Origin of the sequence: Streptococcus mitis, from assembly GCF_002096735.1 — a bacterium.
GTDB classification, from domain to species: Bacteria; Bacillota; Bacilli; order Lactobacillales; family Streptococcaceae; genus Streptococcus; species Streptococcus mitis_CZ.
Map to the genome: position 1 here is coordinate 204,984 of NZ_NCVC01000016.1, position 25,076 is coordinate 230,059.

Genomic DNA, 25,076 nt, shown 5'->3' on the forward strand with positions numbered 1-25,076 from the left:
AGACTCACTCCTTGGTTAAGTTGAGGAAGATAGATTCCAAGGTTTCTTGTTCTTGCTTCACTTCATAAATTGGAACTTTCTCGACTATTAAATCTCGTAACAAACTAGAAATCTGCTGATCGGCAAGGTTAGTCAGCTTGAGTTTATCCTCTTGTATCTCCAACATCTTGCACGGATAACCAAATAACACTTGGCTAATGACTTCACGTCGACCTCTAAAATCCCCACGCACTTCCAGCCATTTATTGGACTGAATTTTACGAATTTCTCCCTCGTAAACCAGTTGACCATGATTGATAATCCCCACACGGTCAGCTATATGCTCTACTTCAGAAAGGATATGGGTAGAGATGAAGACAGTAATGTCCTGTTCTTTTGCCAACTTGATAATCAGTTCCCGAATTTCATGAATCCCTGCTGGGTCTAGCCCGTTTGTTGGCTCATCCAGTATCAACAAACGCGGTTTCTTGACTAAGGCAAAGGCTAAAGCCAAACGCTGTTTCATACCCAGTGAATAATCTTTAACCAATTTTTTCTTGTTTTTAGGTTGATCTAACCCAACAATTTTCAATGTTTCCTGAATATTTTTCTGATCAAATCCAAGGATTTTTTGGAAGACCAAGAGATTTTCATAGCCTGTCAAATTAGGATAATAAGACGGTTCTTCAATCATAGAGCCAATTTGATTAAGATACTGCTTGTCCGTACCTATAGATTGACCGAACACTTCAATCTCCCCAGCTGTACGAGAAATCAAAGACAAAATCATCTTCATTGTGGTTGTTTTACCAGCTCCATTTGGACCTAGAAAACCATAAATCTCACCTTGTTGAACTGATAAGGAACTAAGGTTAACTACCTGAGTGTCCTTAAATGCCTTTTGTAAGTTTTTTATCTGTAAAACATTACTAATCATTATGAACTTCCTCCTTTAAACCAAATAATTTTCTATAATTTTGATTTCTATAAATCAAATTATCATGAGTATCTTTGATAACATCTCTATTACTCTTATCAACAAAAATGATAGAATCAACATAATTCACAATATCTAATTGGTGACTCACTATTACCATTGTTTTGTCTGAATAAAATGAATTATTCCACTACCAGCACCAAGAACGTTATCAAGTTCTTCAAGAGTTCATTCTTGAAGAAAATTCATTACTTCAATCTCATCGAGATTCATTTGTTGTTTAGCCATTTGGAAATACCTCACTGATTAAAATTTATTTGAGAAGTATCTCTATCTAGGTTATGTCTTTATTATAGACATGCTAGATTAATTTTAAACTAAGCTAACCTTAATTTTACATTAAGATTAAAGTATCTTGCTTTTTTCATTCTTTTAAATGGTATAATATAGATAAGCGAGGTAAGATTATGAATTTCGAACAACAACTCCTGAATAAGCACATCCTTATCATTGATGACGATAAAATTTTAAACTCTTCCATAAGAGATATTCTCACTGCCTACGGATTTTCCAATCTAACATCAGCCTATGATATAGAATCTAGTTTGGACATGATTGAAACAGAACAGTTCGATCTTTTCCTTTTGGACATTATGCTCCCCGATGGTGATGGCTACACATTAGCAAAACATATCCGAAAAAAAGGCGATACTCCTATCCTCTTTCTGACTGCCAAAAATAATCCTGAAGATGAGGTAGCTGGTTTCAATGCTGGTGGTGATGATTATGTCGTAAAACCCTTCATTCCAAAAAATCTTATCTATCGTATTATGGCTCTGCTCAGGAGAAGCTATAAATCAGAACAGGAAGCAATACAAATTGGACAGACTTTGGTGAGTTTTCGGAATGCAACAGTACAAAAAAATGGAGCAGAAATTTCTATTACACCAATTGAAATTAAGATTTTGAAAAAACTTTATGATAATAAAAATTACATCGTTTCAACTGAATCTCTCTGTGATACGATTTGGGGAGTGGATAGCTTTGGTTATGAAAACTCTTTGACTGTACATATTCGGAAAATTCGAGAAAAAATAGAAGAAAATCCTTCAAAACCTCAATATTTAAAGACAGCTAAAGGGCTGGGATATAAATTGTTATCATGATTATGAACCAAACCAAAATTTTAAGGTATTCACTAAAGAAATTTATCTTTTTTTCCATCATTATCTTTATTACCAATATCATTCTAATTGCCAGCTTTGTTTTCTACATTAGGGAAAAGCAAACTGCTACTGAGACTGTGAAAATAATTTCTGAACACATTACCATCACAAAAAATAACGTCCACATACCTAAAAATGATATCTCTAGTCTAAGAGAACAAAAGTTATGGCTCATGGTATTGGATAAGCAGACTGGAAAACAAGTGTACGAACAGTATAAACCTACAGAAATTCCTTCACAATTTGACTATGGGGACATTTTACAGTTTTCTCGCTATTATCTTTCAGATTATCCTGTTTTTAGTCAGATAAAAGATGGCTACATCATTGTTGTTGGTTTTCCAAAAGATAAAATTGCTCGTTATAGTTATAATTACTTAGATATAGATAGTATTCGCCTGATTCCACTAGTAGCATTTGGAGTATTGCTTTTCAACTGTCTTTATTTCGCTTTTCTTTACTACTATGGTGTGACGCATATCAATCGTAAAATTGCGCCTCTTGTAACTGCTATTCAGAATCTCCCAGATGGTTTGAAAAATCCAATAAATTCTATATCAGAACTAGAATATCTTACAACTGCAATTAATCAAACCGATACTCTACTCAAAGAGAATGAAGTCTTTAAAGAGCAATGGATTTCAGGAATTGCACACGATATCAAAACACCTCTTTCTGTCATCATTTCTAACGCTTCCTTGTTAAATGATTCTGAACTAGATACACAGTCTAAAAAACATATTCGCCCAATATTGACAGAATCCTATTACATCCAAAATATTTTAAATGACTTAAATATAGTAGCTCGCCTTTCATCCGGTCATCTTCAATTAAATCAGACTGAAACAAAAATTATCCCCTTCTTCAAAGACATTCTCATCCATATTTTAAATCAAGAAATCTGGAATGATTTTGAATTTGAATTTGATTACGATTATTCACTTGTTAATCAATCTATCATGATTGAGCAGTTTTTAATCACAAGAGTTATCCATAATATCATCTACAACTCTGTTTTGCATAACGAAAAAGGTTGCACAATAAGAATCCACTTATTCAAAAAAGATACAAATGTAATTGTCGAAATCAAAGATAATGGACAGGGAGCTTCACCAAAAAAAATTGCTGAACTTAATGAATTATCTTTTAAAAACATTGATATTTCTAAAATTAGAACGACTGGAATTGGGCTAAAAATTTCAAAACAAATTGTTGATTTGCATCAGGGCTCTATTTCGTTTGCTAGTATCCAAAATGAATTCTTTGAAAGTATCATTTCACTTCCAATTTTCAACATTACCAATTAGATAAAAAAATGGAGAAGAACCATTAGAGTTTTCTCCATTTTATTATGCGACTATTAGTCCGTCTCGCTCCGCTAGGTGCGAGACAAAAAACCACCCGCTATGCGGGTGCGCGTCGAAGGTTATACCCAAAAAACTCCAAACGCGATACAATAAAGGTGTTCAAGCCAATTGTAAAGCGAAAGGAGAAAAATATGGCACAAAAGGCTCATAGTTTATCGCACACAAAGTGGCACTGTAAGAATCACATTGTGTTCACCCCTAAGTATAGACGAAAAGTTATATATAATCAATATCGAAGTAGTTTAGGCGAAATATTTCATCTCTTGTGTAGTTATAAAGGAGTTGAAATTATCGAGGGTCACTTAATGCCAGACCATGTACACATGTTAGTAAGTATTCCACCAAGGATAAGTGTTTCGAGTTTCATGGGTTATTTAAAAGGAAAAAGTGCACTCATGATGTTTGACAAACACGCCAATCTCAAGTACAAGTTTGGGAATCGACATTTCTGGGCGGAAGGTTATTATGTAAGTACAGTAGGGCTTAATGAAGCCACAATTAAGAAATATATACAAGAACAGGAAAAGCATGATATAGCACTAGATAAATTGAGTGTAAAAGAATATGAGGATCCCTTTAGGGATAGTGGTAAGTAATACTAAAGCCTCTTTGAGAGGCAAGTGACGAGTCAAGAGCAATAAGGCTTGAACAAAGTGAAAGCCAGCGTCTTTAGGCGCTGGCTGGTAATTTGGGCTTATAGCCCTGGGACAAACCACCCGTTTGACGGGTGGTCATGATTCATCTTATCTTCCACTTATACCCTGCCCAACCTGCCAAGACAAGCAAAGCAAGGTTAAAGATGATAAAGAAAGTCGTAAAACCAAATAATCCATTCTGTGCTAAATCTTCCGTGTAAAGTTCAGTCTCTGTAAAGAGAAGATAGAATCCATATACCTCAGTAAAGAGAGTAGCACAGGCTAGTCCAATTAAAAACAATCCACTAGCCAGAACTATGAGAATCTAGAGAATCAAGGCAATCATGCCCACGACTATGAGAATAAGAGGAAGAATCAGAAAATCTGTCATAAGGCTCCTCCTAGTCTACCATGCGACGATAAAAGTCTGCGTCCTAGCAGATGTCTCAAAAACCATCTTACTGACAATCCAGACGCTTATTCGACTGAAATAGCTTCTGAATTTGACTGTCATCCAACTACTATCCACTATGCTCTCAAAGCTATGGGATACACTCGAAAAAAAGAACCACACCTACTATGAACAAGATCCAGAAAAAGTAGCTTTATTTCTTAAAAATTTTAATAGTTTAAATCACCTAGTACCTGTTTATATTGATGAAACAGGATTCGATACTTATTTTTATCGAGAATATAGTCACTCATTAAAAGGTCAGATAATAAGAGGTAAAGTATCTGGAAGAAGATATCAGAGGATTTCTTTGGTTTCAGGGCTAACAAATAGTGAGTTAATCGCTCCAATGACTTACGAAGAAACAATGACGAGCGACTTTTTTGAAGCTTGGTTTCAGAAGTTTCTCTTACCAATATTAAATATACCATCAGTTATTATTATGGATAATGCAAGATTCCATAGAATGGGTAAGCTAGAACTCTTGTGTGAAGAGTTTGGGCATAAACTTTTACCTCTTCCTCCCTACTCACCTGAGTACAATCCTGATTGAGAAAACATGGACTCATATCAAAAAGCACCTCAAAAAAGTATTACCAAGTTGCAATACTTTTTTTGAGGCTCTTTTGTCTTGTTCTTGTTTCAATTTACTATACAACACAGATGAACTATATGCCCGTCGTACCTAGAAAATCCTAGTTTGGCTGGGCCAAACTAGGATTGTTTTGTCTTGAAATGATAGTAAGCACCCAACATTCCTGCTGTATTTTGGTGATGGGCAAATTCTAACCGTGTTTTTTCTGCTAAGCTTGGCACCAAGGCATCTTTTAAGGCTGTGCGAATTTTTGGTTTGAGGATAGCCTCTTGCCCCATAATACCGCCACCGAGAATGACTACTTCTGGATTGGCCACATAACAAATATTTGCCAGACCTTTTCCTAGATAGTCTACCATGCGGTCAATACCAGCCATGCAAATTTTGTTGCCTTCAGTGGCTTCCTTAAAGATACGTCTGCCATTCCACTGATCAGCTGGATCTCCATGACCTGCTGCTACATACTCCACCAAGGCTGTCGTAGAGGCCAAGTCTTGGAAATCTCCATCCTGCATATGCATATAACCGACTTCGCAGGCTGAATTGCTAAAACCATGGAAGACTTTCCCATCCATAATCAAGCAACCACCGATACCGGTTCCAATGGTCAAGCAAAGTGTCACACTCGCTCCCTTGCCTGAACCAGATACCGCTTCAGCAAGACCTGCACAGTTGACATCATTTTCAATTTCACAAGGAATAGTAAAGCTAGTCTCGATTTCCTTCTTGAACTGGGTTCCTGCATAGTTGGGAATCTGAGGTCCAGCATAGAAAATCTCACCCTTATCTGGATCCACCATTCCTGCAGAAGAAATGGCAACACCTGCTACTGGGCCTTTTTCTAAATAGCTGGCTACGATATCTTTGGTTTTTTGTAAGATATGAGGTCCACCCTTATGCGCCTCTGTTGGCATTTCATGCGATTCAACAAGTTGGCCTTCTTGGTCGATCAAACCATATTTGATATTTGTTCCACCGATATCAATTGCAACGTAGTGTGTCATAAATACCTCCTTATGGATTAGAGGAAGCGCTCCTTGGTTTCACGAATCAAGGCTGCAGCTGCTTCTACAACTGGACGATCTTCTTCAGTCACTGGTGTCAATGGTGAACGAACAGAACCAATATTCAAGCCTTCATTGATCTTCAAGACTTCCTTAATCACACCATACATATTTCCATGTGCAGCAGTCAATTTGCCAATGATTGCATTGATAGCGTATTGCAATTCACGCGCTGTTTCCAAGTCTTTGTCAGCAATCAACTGATTGAGTTTCAAGAAGAGTTCTGGCATAGCACCATAAGTACCACCGATACCAGCTTTAGCTCCCATGAGGCGGCCACCTAGGAACTGCTCATCTGGACCATTAAAGACGATGTGGTCTTCCCCACCAAGGCTCACAAAGGTTTGGATATCTTGAACTGGCATAGAGGAGTTCTTAACACCGATAACACGTGGATTTTTCAACATTTCTGTGTAAAGGCTTGGAGTCAAAGCAACCCCTGCCAATTGAGGAATGTTATAAATCACGTAATCTGTATTTGGAGCTGCAGAACTGATATCGTTCCAATATTTAGCAACTGAGTATTCTGGCAAGCGGAAGTAAATTGGTGGAATCGTTGCAATGGCATCTACACCCAAGCTTTCTGCGTGGCGAGCAAGTTCCATACTATCTTTGGTATTGTTGCAAGCAACGTGAGCAATGATGGTCAATTTACCTTTGGCAACTGCCATGACTTCTTCCAAGATTAACTTGCGATCTTCAACGCTTTGGTAGATACATTCACCAGAAGAACCATTGACATAAAGACCTTGAACACCTTTATCAATGAAGTATTGAACCAAGGCACGCGTACGCTCTGGACTTACTTCTCCTTGATCATCATAACATGCGTAGAAGGCTGGAATGACACCTTCGTATTTTTTTAAATCTGACATAGATTTTCTCCTAAGATTTCTTTTTTTCTGCTAAAAGCAGGTTTTATTCTTTACGTTTTTAGTATACACCTTATGAAAAACGCTTTCAATATCTTGTGTACACTTAGATTTTAGTTTCGATATGAATTTTGAAATGTTTATGGCTTGAAAGTAGTTTCATAGACAAGCCATCCTATTGGTATTTTGCGAAAATTTTCTCCATCAATCCAGTCTGGAGAAAGACCAAGAGTCCAAATCCAAAAAGCAGGAAGGCTGAGCCACCTAAAAGTAAACTGAAGGCGGACAGATAAAGAACCATCACAATAAGAAAGAGAATAGCTAACATGAGGAAGAACCAAGGAAAGTTAAAACTTGCCAAGATAAGTCCTTTTTGCAGCACTTCTTTCCAAGTTAAATCATAGCGCGCAGCTATGGGATAGCTAGCCAACATCACGATAGTGAGGAAGATAAGAACGCCTAGACAAATAGCTTTCACCATTTGGAAAGGCATAGCTGTCTGACCCCAAAAGAGATAAAGATCTAGAATGCTTAATGAAACAATGCCCAACTCAAGCAGACCTAACTGAAGACCTAGCTTCAGATTTTGCTTGAAAGCTCTTAAATAGATTCTAAAGACAGGCACACGTCTGCTCTTCTTAATCTCAAACATAGTCTCGTAGAGGCTAATTTTAGCCACTCCAATCGTCACAATGGGCAAACAAGAGACGACAAAAAGAAGATTGGCTGTCACGATATCCAATACCTTCTCACTAAAACGCATGAGAAAGTTGTCTGTATCAAATGCTGCCTTGATAAGGCTTACTCCTTTTTGTGCCATGTTTGCTCCTCCTGATTTTTTAATCAATCAAAATTTTAAAGAGATATTTGCGAACCTTCTCTTCCATACCTGCATAGCCATTCGGCTGGTGCGGTTCTCCTGGGAAGAAAATCGCAAAATTGTGATAACCCAACAAGAGTGGGTAGTGTTCATGACAATGAACAAAGCCAATGTCACTTGCTTCGTCGAATGCTACTGCTTCATCTTTGATACGTGAACCGTAGCTCGAATATTCATGTCCTTCTACCAGCAAATGCAAGTCTGCATAGTTTTTATGATGCTCAAATTGATCATTTTCAGCTTGATTGAGGACATTTTCCTGAACAACTAGAAAGACCTTGTCCCCGTCAATCTCATACTTTCCTAACTCGAAAGAATCTTTACGATGTTGATAGAGATAGTCGATAGCCTTGTCTAGATTAGGATGAATTCCTTTGTAAAAGGTGATGTTTTTCAAATCGTCAAAAATCATACTCTTTCCTTCGTTTCTGATAGTTAACTAAAATCATTCTTAAGTTGATAAGTGTCTAACAAAATATCTAAGGTAAGCAAATACCCAACATTTTGTAGACACTTATAACCTCTATATTTCCATAGCATGTCAAGACCACTTCCGCAATCTTGACACACCAATTTACTTTTCTTAACCTTTGACCGCTCCCATAGTAATACCCTGAGTGAAGGATTTTTGGAAGACTAGGAATACTGTTACGATTGGAACTGCTGCAAGAGCGGCACCTGCCATGATCAAACCATAGTTGGTTGCCATTTCAGCTTGCATAGTTGCAACCCCAAGTGAGATGGTCAAGTTTTGACGTGAAGTCAACATAACCAACTGCATGAAGTAGTCGTTCCATGTATTGATGAAGGTAAAGATTGCAAGGGCTGCAAATCCTGGTTTGACAATCGGGAAGGCTACGCTCCAGAAGGTACGAATCTCACCACAACCGTCGATTTTAGCTGATTCAAGCAACTCTGTTGGGATATTTTCACTAAATTGTTTCATGAGGAAGACCCCGAATGGCCATCCAATCAAAGGCAAGATAACTGCCCAAAGAGTGTCATGGATTCCCATGAAGTTGACGATACGTACCAATGGTACAAGGACAACTTGTTTTGGAAGTGCCATGGCAGCGATAAAGATGGCAAAGAGAATACGCTGACCATAGAAACGTTTTTTAGCCAATACATAACCTGCTAGAGAAGAGGTCGCACAGACTAAGAACATGGTTACCAATGAAATAAACACAGAGTTCCACATCCACTGCATAGCAGGGTTTTGCACCATAAGTTGTTGGAAGTTTTCCATGGTTGGCATTTTAGGGAACCATTGTGGTGGAATAACGATTGTATCAGGTTGTGACTTGAAGGCACCTGTCAAAATCCAGTAGAACGGAAAGATGAACAGCACGGTCAACAAGAGCAAGATAATAGTTGAAATAACAGTGAAAGCTGTTAAAGGTTTCTTTTGTGTAGATTGCATAGCTGTCTCCTTTCTTTAATATTCTACGTCGTTTCCAAGTACTTTAAATTGAACAAAGCTTACGATAGCGATCATCACTGCCAAGAAGACGCCGATAGTGTTTGCATAACCGTATTCTGTCAATTGGAAGGCTTTTTCGTAAAGGTAGTACATAAGTGTACTTGTTGAGTAGTTTGGACCACCAGATGTCAACAACTGAATCAAGGCGAAACACTGGAATGAGTTGATTGTTGTAATGATTGCGATGTAAAGTGTTGTTGGAAGGAGGCTAGGCCATTTAATCTTCCAGAAAACTTGCAATTCAGTCGCACCGTCAACCCGAGCTGCTTCCACCAATGAATTGTCAATATTTCCCATGGCAGCGATATAAAGGATAATCGGCTGACCAACAGATGTAGTCAAAAGGATAATCATAATCGCCATCAACGCCCAGTTTTTATCTCCCAACCAAGAAATGTTTTGGCTGATGATGTGGCTTGACTTAAGGACAAAGTTTAGAATCCCTGATAGTGGGTCATAAATCCATTTCCAAACAACTGTTACGGCAACACTACCTGTTACAACAGGAAGGAAGAAGACGAAACGGTAGAAGGATCTGGCAATGGCATTTTGATGATAGGTCTGAGATGCTACAAAGAGTGAGAATAGAACAACAACTGGTACAGATCCAATAACCAGAATAACGGTATTGATCAAAGACTTCATAAAGACAGGGTCTTTAAACATGCGAACATAGTTGTCCAAGCCTACAAACTCAAATTTAGTCATTGAGTAGTTAAAGAAACTTGTAATGAATCCCATAATCATAGGAGCCAATACAAAGATGACAAAGAAGAATAATACTGGTGCTAGGAAAGCGTAGGAAATCACTGTTTCCCGCATACGAATTTTATTGACTTTCACAGTCGGCACCTCTCTTTCACAAATAGAATATTTTGGATTTTCTTGAACTGTTTTAAAATCAAAATGAAATTTTTTAAGATTCGCTTATGTAAGAACTTCATTTTAATTTCGTGACAGTTCCTTACATTTCAAACAAAATCCTCCCTTTTCTTACATAGACTATGCACAGGGAAAAGGGAGGAGTCAATCTGATTTAGTGCTTATTGTTTTGTAGCTTTTTTAATTGTTTCGTTAGCTTTTTCAGTGAAGGCTTTCAAAGCGTCCGCTGGTTTTTCGTCACCATTTGATACAGATTGCAACATTGGGAACCAAAGTGTTCTCATTTCAGCAAAACCATTGATAGTGTTGTAGTATGGTGAGTAGTATTTAGTCCAACCACTGATTGTTTCCATACGTTTGTCTTCATAAAGTTTGCCAAATGATGTACGAACTGGGAAGGCACCTGTACGAACAACGTCTTTTGGACCCCATTCTTTGTCATCCGCGATGAATTGAACGAATTTCTTAGATGCTGCAACTTTCTTGTCGTCTTTATTGTTGAATACTGCAAATCCGTTTACAAGGTATTCAAGAGCTGGTTTACCTGAATCTGATGGGAATGGTACTTCTACCACTTCTACTTTACTTGCTTCCAAGAGTTTAGCTTGGATACCGTTTTGAGCTGGTGCCCAAAGGATTGTGTAAGATGTTTGACCGTTGGCAAAGTTTTGGATATCTGCTCCACCGTCAAATTGTGAACCGTTGTTCAACAAACCGTCTTTAATCCAGCTAGCTGCTTTTTCAAGACCTTTGACGAATTTAGGATCATCAGTTGTATATTTTGTTACATCTTTATCTGTTACAGAACCGCCGTAAAGGTTTGAGATGAAGGCACGTGTTCCTTGGTCTCCCCCTTGACCAGAACTGAACAATGAACCTGGTGTATATCCTTTATCTTTAAGCGCTTTCAAAACTTTTTCAAAATCATCAGTTGTCCAACCTTCTTTTACAAGGTTTGCAACTCCAGCATCTTCCAACATTTTCTTGTTCATGGCCATGTAGAATGGTGCAGAACTGATTGGATACATGTAAGCTTTGTCTCCAGCTTTACTTGCTTGTACAATGTTTTCATTGTTAACATCTTTGACGAATTCGTCTGTGAAGAGATCATTCAGCTCAGCCAATTTACCGTTTTTACCGTATTGGATGATACGTCCTGGTGCGTCAAAAAGTACGTCTGGAGCTGTTCCTGCTTCGATAGCTGTTGTGATTTTTTCAGGACCTGACTTGAAGTCGATGGTTTCTAATTTCACTTTTACATCTGGATTTGCTTTTTCAAAAGCTTCGATGATTGATTTTTCATATGTTCCAACACCGTCACCAGTTTTTTCTTGAGTGAAGACTGGGAATGCCCACCAAGTAATTTCTGTTTTTCCGCTATCGCTACCAGATTTTGCAGCATCTTTACTTCCGCCAGAATTTCCACAAGCAGCAAGGCCAAGAACCGCAGCACCCGCAAGTACTGTACAAGCTAGTTTTCTAAATTTCATTTGTATTCTCCTAATTGATAAGCGTATCCATATTGGATAATGAGTTCTTTGCATTTGTATACGTTTTCATTTTATCCGACGCATCCACCACTCTCCTCTTTTTTGAGATTGTGTTATTTGAGACCAGCAACAAAGCGTTCTGTGATCTCTTTTGGTCTAGTAATAGCGCCACCAACAACAATACCTCGCACTCCATATCCTAGGATTTGTTTGGCTTGTTCTGGTGTATGAATTTTTCCTTCTGCAATGACATCTACACCAGCATCACAGAGTTTTTTGATTAATTCAAAATCGGGACCATCCACCTTTGGACTGTATGATGTGTATCCTGATAAGGTTGTTCCGACAAAGTCAATTCCTGCTTCAACAGCTGCTAGGCCTTCTTCAAAAGTACTTGTGTCAGCCATCAAGAGCTGGTTAGGGTATTTTTCCTTAACCTGACGAATAAACTCTTGAATCTCTAAACCATCATAGCGTTCACGCTTGGTACAATCCAGAGCAATCACCTCGATGTCCAGTTCTGCCAATTCATCAACTTCTTTCATCGTAGCCGTGATGAAGGGCTCTTGCGGTGGATAATCTCGTTTAATTATCCCAATAATCGGAAGGTTTGTAACCTCCTTGATTTCCTTGATATCGCGAACACTGTTTGCTCGGATACCGACTGCTCCACCTTGCTCAGCCGCTTTGACCAGCAAGGGAATGACTCCTCCCGCTTCTGTGTAAAGCGGTTCGTGAGGAAGGGCCTGACAAGAAACGATGATTCCATCTTTGATTTGTGCAATCAAGGCTTCTTTAGTAATCTGTGGCATCCTCTTTCCTCCTTTTCTTTGTTCTTATGAGTTTATTATATATCATTTGTGAAGCGCTTTCAATACTTTGTAGTAGAATAGATTTCAGTTTCAAAAGTTATTTATTTCAAACAGGCCTGCTGAAAGTACTTTCAGCAGGCCTGTTTGAATTTTTTAGGAGAATACCAATGTTTATTGTACAACTTCAGACAGTTTTACCTTACGATCTTCAAACATAGATTTTGTACAAGCATCTGCAGTAGCAATCGCTTCTAGAGCAGCTTCACCTGTCAATAGTTTTACAAACTCTTCCGATACTGGAGCTCCTTGCATAATCTCATGCAGATAGCGCATTTCTTTGTCAATCACAGATGATAACCATAATGGAGTACGTTTACCTGGTTTACCATAAGCAATTGCTCCGTCCATCTCTGTACTATGATAGATACGAGTCCGATCATCATCTTCTTCTTGCGATTCATGAATCAAGAAATAACTTTCTTGTCCATCTAGCTTAAGAGTTCCTTTACAGTTGAATAAGTCTAAGCGGATAGCACCTTTCGTTCCTTGAATCAAAACATAATGTTCACCCCAACGATAAGCTGAACCCCATTCTAACAAGGCAAAACGCTTATTAGAAAATTCCATATTGACAAAAATCATATCATCTTCATCACCGAAATTTTCACCTTCATGGGCTACATTTCCACCTGTCATGGTTACAGTTTCAGGCATACCACCCATAAGGAATTGCACGCAATCCAACTCATGGATGTGGTGATACAAGTGACCACCTGATTTTTCACGGATTTTTTTCCATGATACTGATGGTTGTTGTTCTTCCCAACCATTACGAGCTGTGTGACAGTATAGAACGTCTCCAATAACTCCTTGATTAATTAGTTCTTTTGCATGATGAACACCATTAAAGAAATTCATAATATGTCCTGCCATAAAGGTTACATTGTTTTCTTTACATGCATCTACCATCTCGCGACAATCTTGATAAGAAAGCGCAATTGGTTTTTCACAGAAAACATTTTTGCCATGTTGTGCAGCCTTAATAACTGGTTCTTTATGAAGATTATTTGGAGTTGCGACAATAACACAATCTACTTCATCGCTAGAAACCAACTCATCTAAGGAGCTTGCTACTTTTGCTCCCAATTCTTCTGCAATTGCTTCTGCATTATCTGGATCATAGAGAAGAGTAATCTCTGCTCCATCATTCTTTTGCATATAACGAGCTAACTCAGCCCCAAAATATCCTGTTCCAACAACACCATATTTAACCATGTTTTTCTCCTTTATTATTGAATAAACTTTCTAATTTTAACTTATTTTACAGATCCTTCTGATAATCCACTTGCAATTTTATTTTGGATGATAGAGAAGAAAATGATTGATGGAAGAACTACAATAACAGATGCTGCCATCATATCTCCCCAGTCTAGTATTTCTGAACCATTAAGTGAACGAAGAGCTACTGCTACTGTCATCTTTCCTGTATTGTTAATCAAAATCAAAGCATACAGGAATTCATTCCAAGCATTGATAAATGTATAAATAGCTGTTGCTACAATACCTGGTGCTACAATCGGTAGCACAACTTTATAAAACGTAACAAATTTATTTGCACCATCAATTCGAGCTGCTTCTTCAATCCCAATCGGGACTGTTTGGAAAAATCCAACTAAGAGCCAAACTGCATATGGAACACTAAAAGATAGATAAACCATCATCAAGCCAAATAAACTATTTGTTAACCCAACTTTAGCAATGGCAATTGAATATGGAATTGCTAACAAAATTGGTGGAAAAATGTAGGTAATGACGAGTAGTCTTGACATGATTGCTCCCAATTTAGGGAAGAATCGAACAATACCATAGGCTGCCATAGCAGAAATAATAATCGCAATAACAGTTGTAGCTAAGGCAATGATTAAACTGTTTCGAATGTTATCAATAAAGTGCAAGTCGTTGATAACATGAGTGAAATAATCTAATGTAAATTGTTCAGGCCAAAATCGTGTTGGATACTGAGTTAATTCCCCTTTACCTTTGACAGAAGATATGATAATCCATACCAATGGGAAAATTGCAACGATGGTCGCACCAATCAAGAGTACATGTGAGAGAATATCTAAATAAATACCGGATTTCTTCTTCATTATTTTCTACCCTCCTTTTCCCACTTACTGATGATAGCAAAGTAGATAAAGCAAATTGCCACCAAGAAGATAAAGAGCAATACTGTAACTGCTGAAGCACGACCCAACAATTTAGTTCCCCAACCTAGGTTGTAGGCAAAAATTGGAAGTGTCGTTGTAGCATTGGCTGGTCCACCACCAGTAATTAGGTAGATAATGTCAAAGTTATTAAAGATCCATACAGTTCTCAAAACAACTAGAAGCCCTACAACCACTTTAATATGTGGAAAGACGATAAATTTGAACACTTGCCAACTTGAAGCACCATCTATCTTAGCAGCCTCAAATTGTTCTTCGGGTACTGTTTGCAAAGCTGAAAGTACATTAACCATAATCATCGGCGCTCCAAACCAAATGTTGATAAACACCAAACATAGGAATGCCCATGTACTATCTGTCAAAAATGCAGGCGTATGTTCCATTAAACCTAATTTTACGATTAGATTAGGTAAGTAACCATAAACCCCGTTTAGAATCCACTGCCAAGAAAAGGCAATAACGATGGTAGGAAATGCCCAAGGAACAATCAATAAGGTCCTATATAATTTCTTGAAGTGGCGTACTCTGTGAAGAGCTAAAGCCAATACAAACCCTACTAAAACTTGACCAACTAATGAGAAAACGGTCCACTTAATTGAATTAAAGAACGCATTAAAGAAGTTGGGATCTGATAGCACAGCTTTATAGTTAGCTAAACCAACAAATTTATAATTAGGCATAATCAAATGCTTATTGGTAAAGCTATAAAAAATACTCGAGAAAAACGGATAAACAAAGAGTAATCCTACGATAATCATAGCTGGCAAAACAAATATCCAGCGAGTTAAATTACGTTCTTTAACCATTCTCCTTCTCCCTTCTTTTACAAGATTGGGCTAGGGCTTTTCAGCTCACTAGCCCACCTATTTTCTAGTCTTTTACATCTACTGAGCAGCCTCAAATAAATCGTTTAATTGTTTTTCTGCTTCTTTTGCTGCTTTCATAGGATCTGTTCCATTTGAAATGATATCTTGGAACATTTGTTCAATAATGTGTTGGTTAGTCAACATACCAGCTTGTACACTTGGTCCATTTTCATAACCAATAGCAGTACCTTTTTTAACAGCTTCAGTAATCACTTCTTCAGCATGTTTAAATTTCTTACGAGTTTCATTTTCTTTATAGGCTGCAGAATCGCTAATTCCCTTAATAGTTGGCAACATACCTACTGGAGTTGAATCAAGGAATTTAATGTAGTCTTCTTCATTATAAAGTGATTCCAAGAATGCTTTAGCAACTTCTGGGTGTTTTGAATTTTTCCAAACAACCATTGGAATGTTTGAGGTTTCAATTCCTTGGTCCTTATCAGATTCTTTGATTTTTGGAATAGGATAAGCATCAATCGAATCAATCAATTGAGGACTGTTGGCATTAATCCCTCCAATATGGAAGCCAGAGTTAAAGTCAAATGCTGTTTTTCCTTGGTAGAACAAGGTAGCTTGTTGAAGGACATTAAAGTTCAAAGAATCTTGAGGTGAGATTTCTTTATACATTTTAACCCAGTATTTAATACCATCTTGAGCAAGTTGGCTTGTCAAATCTGCTTTAAGATCTTTTGTCAAGAGACTTCCACCACCACTACGAACATAGAAGTTCAAGAAACGTGTTGCCATTAAGTCATTTGTTCCGAACGGAACAGACAAGCCATAAACTCCAGCTTCTTTCAATTTTTTAGAAGCTTCATAGAGTTGATCCCAAGTTTTAGGAACCTCAATATTATGTTCTTTTAACAAATCTGTTCTAACCCACATAACTTGTGCATGTGAATAAAGAGGAACAGAGTAGTAATCATTTCCGATTTTTGCTTCATTTAAGGCAGTTTCGTTAAATTTATCCTGTCCAATACGCTTGATAGAATCGTTTAGCGGAACCAAAGCATCTGAGTTTACCATTTCCATTACTTGGTTAGGAAGGGCTGTACTGATATCTGGCACATTTCCATTTGCTAAACCTGTAGTCCATTTAGTATAGAAGTCATTCCAAGAAAATGTTTCAATCTTGATTTTCGTTTTTGGATGTTTTTGCATGAAAGCATCTGCTGATTTTTGAATACTTTCTAAACGTGGTCCTTGAGTAAAGGAGTGCCACATCGTAATCTCACCAGATAATTCTGTCGGTGGTTCAGTGTCAGCTGTATTTTCTTTCTTTCCTGAGCAAGCTACCAAGGCAACGGCTGCTAGCGCAACTCCAGCTAGACATAAAAACTTTCTCATTTTTTTCATTGTTCTTCCCTTTCTACATTAAGAAATCGCAACTTTAAAGACTACTTTTTTCACAGGTTCATCATTTATACGAACCTTCGGTTGGTGTAAATCTTCTGGAAAAGTGATGAGGCATTCGCCAGCTCTCAAATGAACCAACTGTTCCACTTTCCCTGTGTATAATTCAATATCTTTTTCTTTATCATATTTTTGGGTAACGCTTACATTTTCCGGCGACGTAACAGCCATGGCTTCTTCGTTTTCCAAAACTAAATGAATATCCAAATATTTTTGGTGAGTTTCAAAGAAAGCTCCTGCTTGGCCATCTGCTAAATATGTAAAGCAATTTCCAAACAATCGATCACCATCGATATCAATCGGACCTTCTGTCAAATTTTCTAGTCCTGTTTTTTCTAGAAAATCTATTAATGTTGCAAAATGTGGATTTACTTTCACATAAGTTTCTAAACGACTAATTTTTGTAATAATCATACCGTATCCTCCTTTCTACATCTAGTTTCACCAATAACTTTTTAAGAGAGAAATACTCTACATTTCATTCTCTAAATTAGTTTTGTTAGCGTTTTCAATTAGAGTATACTTTTTTTTTTTAGCATTTCAACTCTTTTTCTAATTTGGAATTTAGTTTTAAATCTTTTTAACTATAGCAACCATATTAAAAGTACTTTCAAAAATAAGTAGGTTTCTTGCAAAACTTGTTTCGAGTGTACAAATTAAGAAACAGAAAAAGAAGAAAGTGGAAAAACTCAACTTCAGGAGAAAATGAAGTAAATCTTCCCACAATAAAACGCATAGTATCAAGGTTGTTCAATACCTGATACTATGCGTATTTGTGATTTTTAAGATTTTGTTCCTAGAGTCAACCCCTTATTTTAGATATTTAAAAGGAATCTCACTGCCACAGAGCCAGTTGTAGACTTGGTCATTGACAAAAACATTCATAGCTTCATGAGCATACTCAGGCATGATACGATAGGCCTTATCGCAGGTCAGCCGATTGTAAATCGCAAACTGGGTAATAGGATAGCAAACATCATCGTCCAAGCCCGTAATCATCTTAACCTCACCCTTGATACGATGGGCAAGATTTTTCACATCGATATAAGCAAGGGTCGCCATGATCTCCTCCTCAGTTTCATGGAAGGGGTCATGAAACTTGAAATAACGAAAAAGTTCGTCGTAAGCCTCGCTAGTATTCCCAATCTCAAGCACCCGTCTGAAGTCTGACAAGAAAGGATAGATGGCAACAGTTTTCTCAATTCGAGGATTGAGAGCTGCCGCAACCAAGGCTAGAGCCCCTCCTTGTGAGGCACCATAGCTAGAAAGGCGCTTCTCATCTACCTGAGGCAGACTAGCAACAATTTCGATCAACTGGTAAATGTCCAGATAAACATCCTTATAAAAGAGCTGGTCTCGACCTTCAACGGCACCACGGATAATGTGACCCTTGACCGTATTTCCTAGTGGAGAACGCAAGCCATCTTGTGAGTAACCCGACTGCCCCCGCACATCCATAGAAACAACACCATAACCGGCTACGGTGAAGGCTAGCATGTCTGCCCAGTCCCAACCACGTCCCATATAACCATGGAAATGGAAGATCATTGGAACTTTATCCTCACTTTTTGGAAGGACGACACGTGCATAGACCTTACCTTCATTGGTTCCTTCAAATGTCAACTCATAGCACTTGACTTGAGGGATGTGAAAATCTCTTTCCTCCAACTGGTAGGCTGGAAGTGTTGAAACTTTTTTCACTTCCTCATCCCAGAAAGCATCAAAGTCCTCTGGAACCTCATCCCTTCCCTTATAAGTCTTGATTTCTTCTAACAAAGCTAGATTTTTCATAACATGCTCCTTTTATTTTGTAATCGCTATCACAACTGTAGCATATCTAGAAAAGCAATGCAAGAAAGATGAGTAAATAGAAAGAGATTTTTGATTTCCTTTCTTCAAAACTACTGACAGAAAGTATAATCAATTGAATCTAGAATAGTACCAATTAACTTCCAAAGTATTTTTAGAAATTAATGTGAATGTCCCAGTTGATTTGTCTACAGCTTATCTCGATATACTATAGTTTCAATGGCGATTGGACAGAGAATCATTTATCAGAAAGCGAGGTAACATCATGAAAGCAATCGGTACGCAAATGTTACAGACAGAACGTTTGATTTTGAGAAGATTTGTGGAGAGTGATGCAGAAGCTATGTTTCAAAATTGGGCTTCGTCTGCTGAGAATCTAACCTACGTCACCTGGGATCCGCATCCTGATGTCGAGCTGACTCGAAATTCGATTTGAAATTGGGTTGCTTTCTATGCTAATCCTAACTATTACAAATGGGACATTTGCCTCAAAGAAAACCCAGAACAAGTGATAGGAGATATCAGCATCGTTGAAATGCACGAGGAAGATTTAAGTTGTGAAATTGGCTATGTTTTAGGAAAAACTATTGGGGGCGTGGTCTTATGGCAGAGGCCTTAAAAGCTGTGTTGGACTTTTGTTTTACTCAAGCAGGATTTCAAAAAGTCAAAGCTCGATATGCCAGTCTCAACCTAGCTTCAGGCCGTGTCATGGAGAAGGCTGGAATGTTCTATCTAAAGACTGTTGCAAATGGGGTAGAGAGAAAAGGCTATATTGCGGTCCTTATTTATTATCAGATAAGCGGAGAAGACAGATAAGCTTAAAATTTATTGCTTACCCGCTGTTCTTATTTTTTATTTACTATTTCATTTATCCTCTTTTTTCCGAATAAATAGATAGAGCCAGAGAATCTAGGAAACCTAGATTTAAAACTGTGGTATAATAAAAGGAGGAAGAGGATGATTCTAAGACATCCGGACATCAGCCCGACCAATGACTTGGTTGCTAAGAAAATCTTTAGCAATCCAGAAATTACTTGTCAATTTATTCGCGATATGCTGGATTTACCAGCAAAAAATGTGACCATTTTGGAGGGAAGCAATATTCACGTCTTGCCTTCCATACCTTACTCGGCGCAGGATTTCTATACCAGTATAGATGTTTTGGCGGAGTTGGACAATGGCACGCAAGTAATCATTGAAATTCAGGTGCATCATCAGAATTTTTTCATTAATCGTTTGTGGGCTTACCTGTGCAGTCAGGTCAATCAAAACCTTGAAAAAATTCGTCAACGTGAAGGTGATACCCACCAGAGTTACAAACACATCGCACCAGTATATGCTATCGCTATCGTGGATAGCAACTACTTCCAAGATGATTTGGCCTTTCATAGCTTTAGCATGCGAGAGGATACGACAGGTGAGGTCTTAACCATCACAAACAACGGTCAGGAAAACCATCTGGTCAAGATGGCATTCTTGGAATTAAAAAAATATAGAGAAACCAGCAAAGACGAGGTTCGCAAGCCGTGGTTGGAGTTTTTCGGCAATAAACCCTTTACCCAAGCACCCGAGCGAGCTATCAGTCAAGCAGACCAACTGCTAGACTACAAGAGCTGGTCCGAGGAGGACAGGAAGATGTTTAGTGAACAACGTAGACGCGAAGAACAAGCCTTGTTAGCGCAGGACTATGCCTTGGAAACTGCTAGAGCAGAGGGAGTTGAACAAGGTCTCGAGAGTGGGAAAATCTTTACCTTTCTAGATTTAGTACGCCAACATGTTTTAACTTCCGAATTTGCGAGTGAGCAATTGGGCATGACTGTCGCTGAGTTTGAAGAACTATTAAAAGAGCATCATAAATAAGAACTAAAAAATATAGAGAAACCAGCAAAGATAAGGTTCGCAAGCCGTGGTTGGAGTTTTTGTAAATCATTAAATCAATGACAGATTTTTCCGTAATAGATGGAAGAATCTGTTTTTTTAGTTATGCTAGATGTGGGCTCTGAAATAGTAAGATATAGTGTATTGAAATAAGATATAAACAAAGAAATTAGGAAAGTCAAATTATAGTTAAATGAAATAAAAACTGAACAAATTGATTGCGGAATTCAAACTAATTTCTAACAATATTTTAGAAAACTCGGTGGACTATTCCAGATTCAATCTACTATAATTTCTAGAAATTTTTTAGAATCCACAGTGTGCTATTTTAGATTCAATAAATTGTGCTTTTAGAAACAAAAAAGAGCATTTCGCTCTTTCTTCCTTATATTTATATTATTTTGTTGCTTCTTTCTTCTGGAAAGTGGTTTGGTAATTTACTTTAATCGTTACTGTCATGTGAGAGTCCTCGTTTCTTTTTGATGACTCTAGTATAAGGGCCAAACCTGAAAGCTAGCTTAAGATTTCCTTACAGAAAGCTTATACTCAATGAAAATCAAAGAGCAAACTAGGAAACTAGCCGTAGGTTGCTCAAAGCACTGCTTTGAGGTTGTAGATAAGACTGACGAAGTCAGTTACATATATAATCCAAGGCGACGTTGACGTGGTTTGAAGAGACTTTCGAAGAGTATTAATCTAAATGTTCTTTCTTTTCCATATGAAGGGCAATCATGCGCCATTCTGGATCCTCTTGCCAAGCTTCTATCGAACTAATGTAACTAGCAACTTTTCTGGCTTCTTCTAAAATTGGAAAATCTTCGATAATATCAGCCACTTGAAACTCTGGTAGTCCTGATTGTCTGGTTCCAAAAATCTCACCAGAACCACGCATTTTCAAATCTTCCTCCGCAAGGACAAATCCATTGGTGGTTTCTGTCATGATGCGCATGCGATCTTTTCCAGAATCCGTCTTGGGATTGGAAACGAGAACTGCATAGGACTGCTTGTCCCCCCGACCGACACGACCTCTGAGCTGGTGAAGCTGGCTGAGACCGAATCGGTCGGCATCCATGATAATCATGACAGTCGCATTGGGAACATTGACCCCGACCTCGATAACCGTCGTTGAAACCAGAATATCCGTTTTTCGCTCTTTGAACTCCTGCATGATCTGGTCTTTTTCGTCACTCTTCATCTTACCATGTAGAAGAGCCACTTCTGCCTTACCTGCAAAATGAGCCGCTAATTCCTCTGATAAGGCAATGGCATTTTTCAAATCCAGAGCTTCCGATTCTTCAATCAAGGGAGAGATGACATAGGCTTGAGAACCTTTTTGGATTTCTCCCTCTAACCAAGTCAAGACCTGAGGTAGTTGCTCATGCTTGATCCAGCGTGTCACAATGGGTTTCCGTCCTGCTGGCATCTGGTCGATAATGGAAACATCCATATCGCCAAAAGCTGTGATCGCCAAGGTCCGTGGTATGGGAGTCGCTGTCATCATGAGGACATCTGGGTTGTCGCCTTTTTCTCTCAGAACACGCCTTTGCCCTACACCAAAGCGGTGCTGCTCATCGATGATAATCAAGCCCAGACGAGCATAATCTACCCCATCCTGAATCAGAGCGTGGGTTCCGATAATCAAATCAGCCTCACCCTTGGCAATAGTCTCCAAGACTTCTCTCTTTTCTGCAGCTTTCAAGGAACCTGTCAAGAGAGCGAGTTTTAGGTCTGGGAAGAGACTCTGTAGACTCTCAAAATGTTGCTCTGCAAGGATTTCTGTTGGTACCATGAGGGCAACCTGGTAGCCAGCCGTCACCGCTGCAAACATAGCCAAGCCAGCAACTACTGTTTTTCCGCTCCCCACATCCCCTTGCAGGAGACGATTCATGTGGTGGTCCGACTTCATATCGGTTAAAATTTCCTGCAAACTCTTTTCCTGAGCTGGAGTCAGAGCAAAAGGTAGATTTTCTTTGACAGCTGTCACCTTTTCCTGAGACCAGTTCAGAACCAGACCACTTCCCTGAACTCTATTTTCAGACTTGAGCGTCTGTAACTGCATTTGAAAGTAAAAGAGTTCCTCAAACTTGATACGGCGAAGGGCCTGCTTGTATTCTCCCAAACCCTTAGGAAAATGTATGGCACGAACGGCCTGACAACGGGACATAAGTTTGTATTTGTCCAGCAAAGACTGGGGAAGATTTTCCTCTATCAAGAGGTCCAGTCCCTGATCAAAGGCCGTTTTGATGATCTTAACCAAACTGGCCTGACTGATTCCCTGAGCCAAGCGATAAACAGGTTGGAGGTCATCTTCCACCTGAGCCAAAACCTTCATTCCAGTCAAACTAGCCTTGGCACGGTCCCATTTTCCAAAGACAGCAAGGGTTGCTCCCAACTCTATCTTATCAGCTAGATAGGGCTGGTTAAAGAAATTCACCGCAAAAACGACTTCTCCTTGCTTGAGGCTAAAACGCAGGCGATTGCGCTTGAAACCATAATACTGAACACTGGCAGGAGTCACGACTTGACCAGATAGGACTGCCTTCTCACCATCTTCTAGCTCCAGCACCTGCTTGGTTTTAAAGTCTTCATAACGGAAAGGAAAGTAGAGCAAGAGGTCTTGCAAGTTTTCAATTCCTAGTTTAGCGTATTTTTCTGCTGACTTTGGTCCCACACCAGGTAAGACATGCAAGGGTTGATGTAGATTCATGCTCCACTCCTTTCTTTTTTAATAATATTCTCTCGGAATGCGGTCGCTGAGAAGACAAACCACCTCGTAGTTAATGGTTCCACGGTAGGTCGCTACCTGAGTTGCTGTGATTTCCTTGCCCCCGTTAGAACCAATCAAGGTTACTTTGGTTCCCAGCGGATAAACCTTAGGCAGACGAATGGTAATCTGGTCCATAGATACTCGTCCAACGATTGGGCAAGATTGTCCATCTACCAATACAGAAAAATTCTGCATGTCTCGTGTCCATCCATCTGCATAGCCAATTGGTACCGTCGCGATGACTTGCTCACTATCTGCCTGATAGGTCGCTCCATAGCCCATGCAAGCTCCAGCTGGAACTGTCTTGACATGAACCAGAGCAGACTCCAAGGTCAAGGCTGGAGTCAAGTCATAAGGCAAGTCCAATACCTCTCCACTTGGGTTAAGACCATACATGGCATCTCCCATACGAACCGCATTGAAAATAGTCTCTGCATGCCAAAGAGTCGTTGCAGAATTGCTAGCATGAACCAGCTCTGGAAGACCTTTCATACTGGCCAAAATAGTTTTAAACCGTTCTAACTGGGCATTAAAGTAGGTATCTGATTCTTCATCCGCAGTAGCAAAGTGGGTGAAAATCCCTTCAACACGAGCACCATGTTGTTGGAGCAAGTCTTGAGCCTGATCAGCCTCACTGGCCTCTCTAAATCCAATCCGTCCCATCCCTGAGTCAATCTTGAGGTGGACTGTCAAACCAGCTAAATCAGCTTCCTTATCTAACAGTGCTTGAATCCATTCCAGCCCAGCCACTGTCAAGATGATGTCGTATTCTTTAGCTAGAGCAACAGCTTCGATTTCAGAAACTCCTAAAATAAGGATTTTCTTGCTGAGTCCAGCCTGTCTGAGTTCAATGGCTTCATCAATATTAGAAACACAAAAACCATCAACATCATCTTGAATCGCCGTCGCAACGGCAACAGCACCATGCCCATAGGCATTGGCCTTGACCACTGCAAATTTGAGCGTTCCTTCAGGGATATGAGCTCCTATTTGCTGAATGTTGTGTCGAATAGCTCCCAGATGAATCAGAGCCTTGGTTGGTCTATGTGGACTAGCTTTCATGATTTTCCTCCAAAATGACACTGGCTGTCACAAACTGATCTGTATGGCTGATAGACAGCCAAATCTTTCCTGAAAACGGTGACTGACTAAAATAAGGCGCCCCGCGTTCATTGTTCAAGACTTCCAAATCCTGAAAACCGAGCTTGCCAATACCTGTTCCCATAGCCTTGGAAAAGGCCTCCTTAGCCGACCAGCGACCAGCCAAATATTCCATTTGTCTGCGCCCTTTGAGACTGGTGAAGCGCTCCATTTCCTTAGCTGTCAGCACGCGCTTAGCAAATCCTTCATGTCGTGTAACTGCTCTTTCTATCGAAGCTAATTCCTCGATGTCAATTCCGTGTCCAACTATCATTTTTATCAAAAGGAGTTGAGATTCCCCA

Annotated in this window: 23 protein-coding genes and 2 pseudogenes; 6 read left to right on the forward strand and 19 right to left on the reverse strand. The window is 39.0% G+C overall.

The annotated features are described in order from the left end of the window. Positions 1–4 precede the first annotated feature (4 nt). A complete protein-coding gene (locus B7703_RS06455; protein ID WP_084924100.1) occupies positions 5–916 on the reverse strand; it encodes an ABC transporter ATP-binding protein in 912 nt (303 codons plus the stop codon). Between the two features lie 467 nt (positions 917–1,383). On the opposite strand from B7703_RS06455, the gene B7703_RS06465 reads away from it, so the two are divergent. From B7703_RS06465 to tnpA, 3 genes are all read left to right on the forward strand, one after another. Continuing rightward, on the forward strand, positions 1,384–2,082 hold the full coding sequence (locus tag B7703_RS06465; RefSeq protein ID WP_033682226.1) for a response regulator transcription factor: 699 nt from the start codon (positions 1,384–1,386) through the stop codon (positions 2,080–2,082). Continuing rightward, positions 2,079–3,449, forward strand: a complete 1,371-nt coding sequence (locus tag B7703_RS06470) for a sensor histidine kinase (RefSeq protein ID WP_084924102.1) — start codon at positions 2,079–2,081, stop codon at positions 3,447–3,449. Before B7703_RS06465 ends, B7703_RS06470 begins: the two co-directional genes overlap by 4 nt. Before the next feature lie 191 nt (positions 3,450–3,640). After that, positions 3,641–4,105: an IS200/IS605 family transposase gene (gene tnpA, locus B7703_RS06475; protein WP_084924104.1), complete on the forward strand. Its 465-nt coding sequence runs from the start codon at positions 3,641–3,643 to the stop codon at positions 4,103–4,105. A gap of 142 nt (positions 4,106–4,247) precedes the next feature. Here tnpA and B7703_RS06485 read toward each other — a convergent pair whose 3' ends face one another. Next, positions 4,248–4,445, reverse strand: coding sequence for a DUF5966 family protein (locus B7703_RS06485; RefSeq protein WP_239667053.1), 198 nt, complete (start codon positions 4,443–4,445; stop codon positions 4,248–4,250). 144 nt (positions 4,446–4,589) lie between these two features. Between B7703_RS06485 and B7703_RS06490 the strand changes: the two are divergent. Next, positions 4,590–5,284, forward strand: a pseudogene (locus B7703_RS06490) (IS630 family transposase); the annotation flags it as partial. 25 nt (positions 5,285–5,309) lie between these two features. Here the strand turns inward: B7703_RS06490 and B7703_RS06495 are convergent. The 14 genes from B7703_RS06495 to B7703_RS06560 all read right to left on the reverse strand — a co-directional run bounded on the left by B7703_RS06495 (position 5,310) and on the right by B7703_RS06560 (position 18,971). After that, a complete protein-coding gene (locus tag B7703_RS06495; protein WP_084924105.1) occupies positions 5,310–6,194 on the reverse strand; it encodes an ROK family protein in 885 nt (294 codons plus the stop codon). A gap of 17 nt (positions 6,195–6,211) precedes the next feature. Then, on the reverse strand, positions 6,212–7,129 hold the full coding sequence (locus tag B7703_RS06500) for a dihydrodipicolinate synthase family protein (RefSeq protein ID WP_001281495.1): 918 nt from the start codon (positions 7,127–7,129) through the stop codon (positions 6,212–6,214). Positions 7,130–7,301: 172 nt separating this feature from the next. After that, positions 7,302–7,946, reverse strand: a complete 645-nt coding sequence (locus tag B7703_RS06505) for a YesL family protein (protein WP_084924107.1) — start codon at positions 7,944–7,946, stop codon at positions 7,302–7,304. Positions 7,947–7,965: 19 nt separating this feature from the next. Next, positions 7,966–8,418, reverse strand: coding sequence for a NanQ anomerase/TabA/YiaL family protein (locus B7703_RS06510; protein ID WP_000575448.1), 453 nt, complete (start codon positions 8,416–8,418; stop codon positions 7,966–7,968). A gap of 171 nt (positions 8,419–8,589) precedes the next feature. Then, positions 8,590–9,429 (reverse strand): carbohydrate ABC transporter permease, encoded by an 840-nt coding sequence (locus B7703_RS06515; protein ID WP_033676563.1) that lies wholly within the window; start codon positions 9,427–9,429, stop codon positions 8,590–8,592. Positions 9,430–9,444: 15 nt separating this feature from the next. Continuing rightward, on the reverse strand, positions 9,445–10,311 hold the full coding sequence (locus B7703_RS06520; protein WP_153198773.1) for a carbohydrate ABC transporter permease: 867 nt from the start codon (positions 10,309–10,311) through the stop codon (positions 9,445–9,447). A gap of 221 nt (positions 10,312–10,532) precedes the next feature. Beyond that, complete coding sequence (locus tag B7703_RS06525) at positions 10,533–11,861, reverse strand: ABC transporter substrate-binding protein (RefSeq protein WP_084924108.1); 1,329 nt, start codon at positions 11,859–11,861, stop codon at positions 10,533–10,535. 113 nt (positions 11,862–11,974) lie between these two features. Further along, entirely contained in the window at positions 11,975–12,673 is a 699-nt protein-coding gene (locus B7703_RS06530; protein ID WP_001135679.1) for an N-acetylmannosamine-6-phosphate 2-epimerase, read from the reverse strand. Between the two features lie 171 nt (positions 12,674–12,844). Further along, positions 12,845–13,948 (reverse strand): Gfo/Idh/MocA family protein, encoded by a 1,104-nt coding sequence (locus tag B7703_RS06535; RefSeq protein ID WP_084924110.1) that lies wholly within the window; start codon positions 13,946–13,948, stop codon positions 12,845–12,847. A 41-nt stretch (positions 13,949–13,989) separates the two neighbouring features. After that, positions 13,990–14,823: a carbohydrate ABC transporter permease gene (locus B7703_RS06540; RefSeq protein WP_000730332.1), complete on the reverse strand. Its 834-nt coding sequence runs from the start codon at positions 14,821–14,823 to the stop codon at positions 13,990–13,992. Then, positions 14,823–15,707, reverse strand: coding sequence for a carbohydrate ABC transporter permease (locus B7703_RS06545; RefSeq protein WP_000237988.1), 885 nt, complete (start codon positions 15,705–15,707; stop codon positions 14,823–14,825). The genes B7703_RS06540 and B7703_RS06545 overlap by 1 nt, the downstream gene beginning before the upstream one ends. Before the next feature lie 78 nt (positions 15,708–15,785). After that, on the reverse strand, positions 15,786–17,123 hold the full coding sequence (locus tag B7703_RS06550; RefSeq protein ID WP_084888750.1) for an ABC transporter substrate-binding protein: 1,338 nt from the start codon (positions 17,121–17,123) through the stop codon (positions 15,786–15,788). Positions 17,124–17,141: 18 nt separating this feature from the next. Next, complete coding sequence (locus tag B7703_RS06555) at positions 17,142–17,594, reverse strand: YhcH/YjgK/YiaL family protein (protein ID WP_000587456.1); 453 nt, start codon at positions 17,592–17,594, stop codon at positions 17,142–17,144. 396 nt (positions 17,595–17,990) lie between these two features. Then, positions 17,991–18,971: an acetylxylan esterase gene (locus tag B7703_RS06560; protein WP_084924111.1), complete on the reverse strand. Its 981-nt coding sequence runs from the start codon at positions 18,969–18,971 to the stop codon at positions 17,991–17,993. A 283-nt stretch (positions 18,972–19,254) separates the two neighbouring features. Between B7703_RS06560 and B7703_RS06565 the strand changes: the two are divergent. Beyond that, positions 19,255–19,805, forward strand: a pseudogene (locus B7703_RS06565) (GNAT family N-acetyltransferase). A 141-nt stretch (positions 19,806–19,946) separates the two neighbouring features. Beyond that, positions 19,947–20,849 carry an Rpn family recombination-promoting nuclease/putative transposase gene (locus B7703_RS06570; protein WP_084924113.1) on the forward strand — a complete coding sequence of 301 codons (903 nt, stop codon included), beginning with the start codon at positions 19,947–19,949 and terminating at the stop codon, positions 20,847–20,849. A gap of 709 nt (positions 20,850–21,558) precedes the next feature. On the opposite strand, the gene recG is transcribed toward B7703_RS06570, so the two are convergent. From recG to acpS, 3 genes are read right to left on the reverse strand one after another with little or no spacing between them, the layout of a single operon-like run. Next, positions 21,559–23,574, reverse strand: a complete 2,016-nt coding sequence (gene recG, locus B7703_RS06580; RefSeq protein ID WP_084924115.1) for an ATP-dependent DNA helicase RecG — start codon at positions 23,572–23,574, stop codon at positions 21,559–21,561. Positions 23,575–23,592: 18 nt separating this feature from the next. Beyond that, positions 23,593–24,696 carry an alanine racemase gene (gene alr, locus B7703_RS06585; RefSeq protein ID WP_084924116.1) on the reverse strand — a complete coding sequence of 368 codons (1,104 nt, stop codon included), beginning with the start codon at positions 24,694–24,696 and terminating at the stop codon, positions 23,593–23,595. Then, entirely contained in the window at positions 24,686–25,048 is a 363-nt protein-coding gene (acpS, locus tag B7703_RS06590) for a holo-ACP synthase (protein WP_084924118.1), read from the reverse strand. The genes alr and acpS overlap by 11 nt, the downstream gene beginning before the upstream one ends. Positions 25,049–25,076 lie beyond the last annotated feature (28 nt).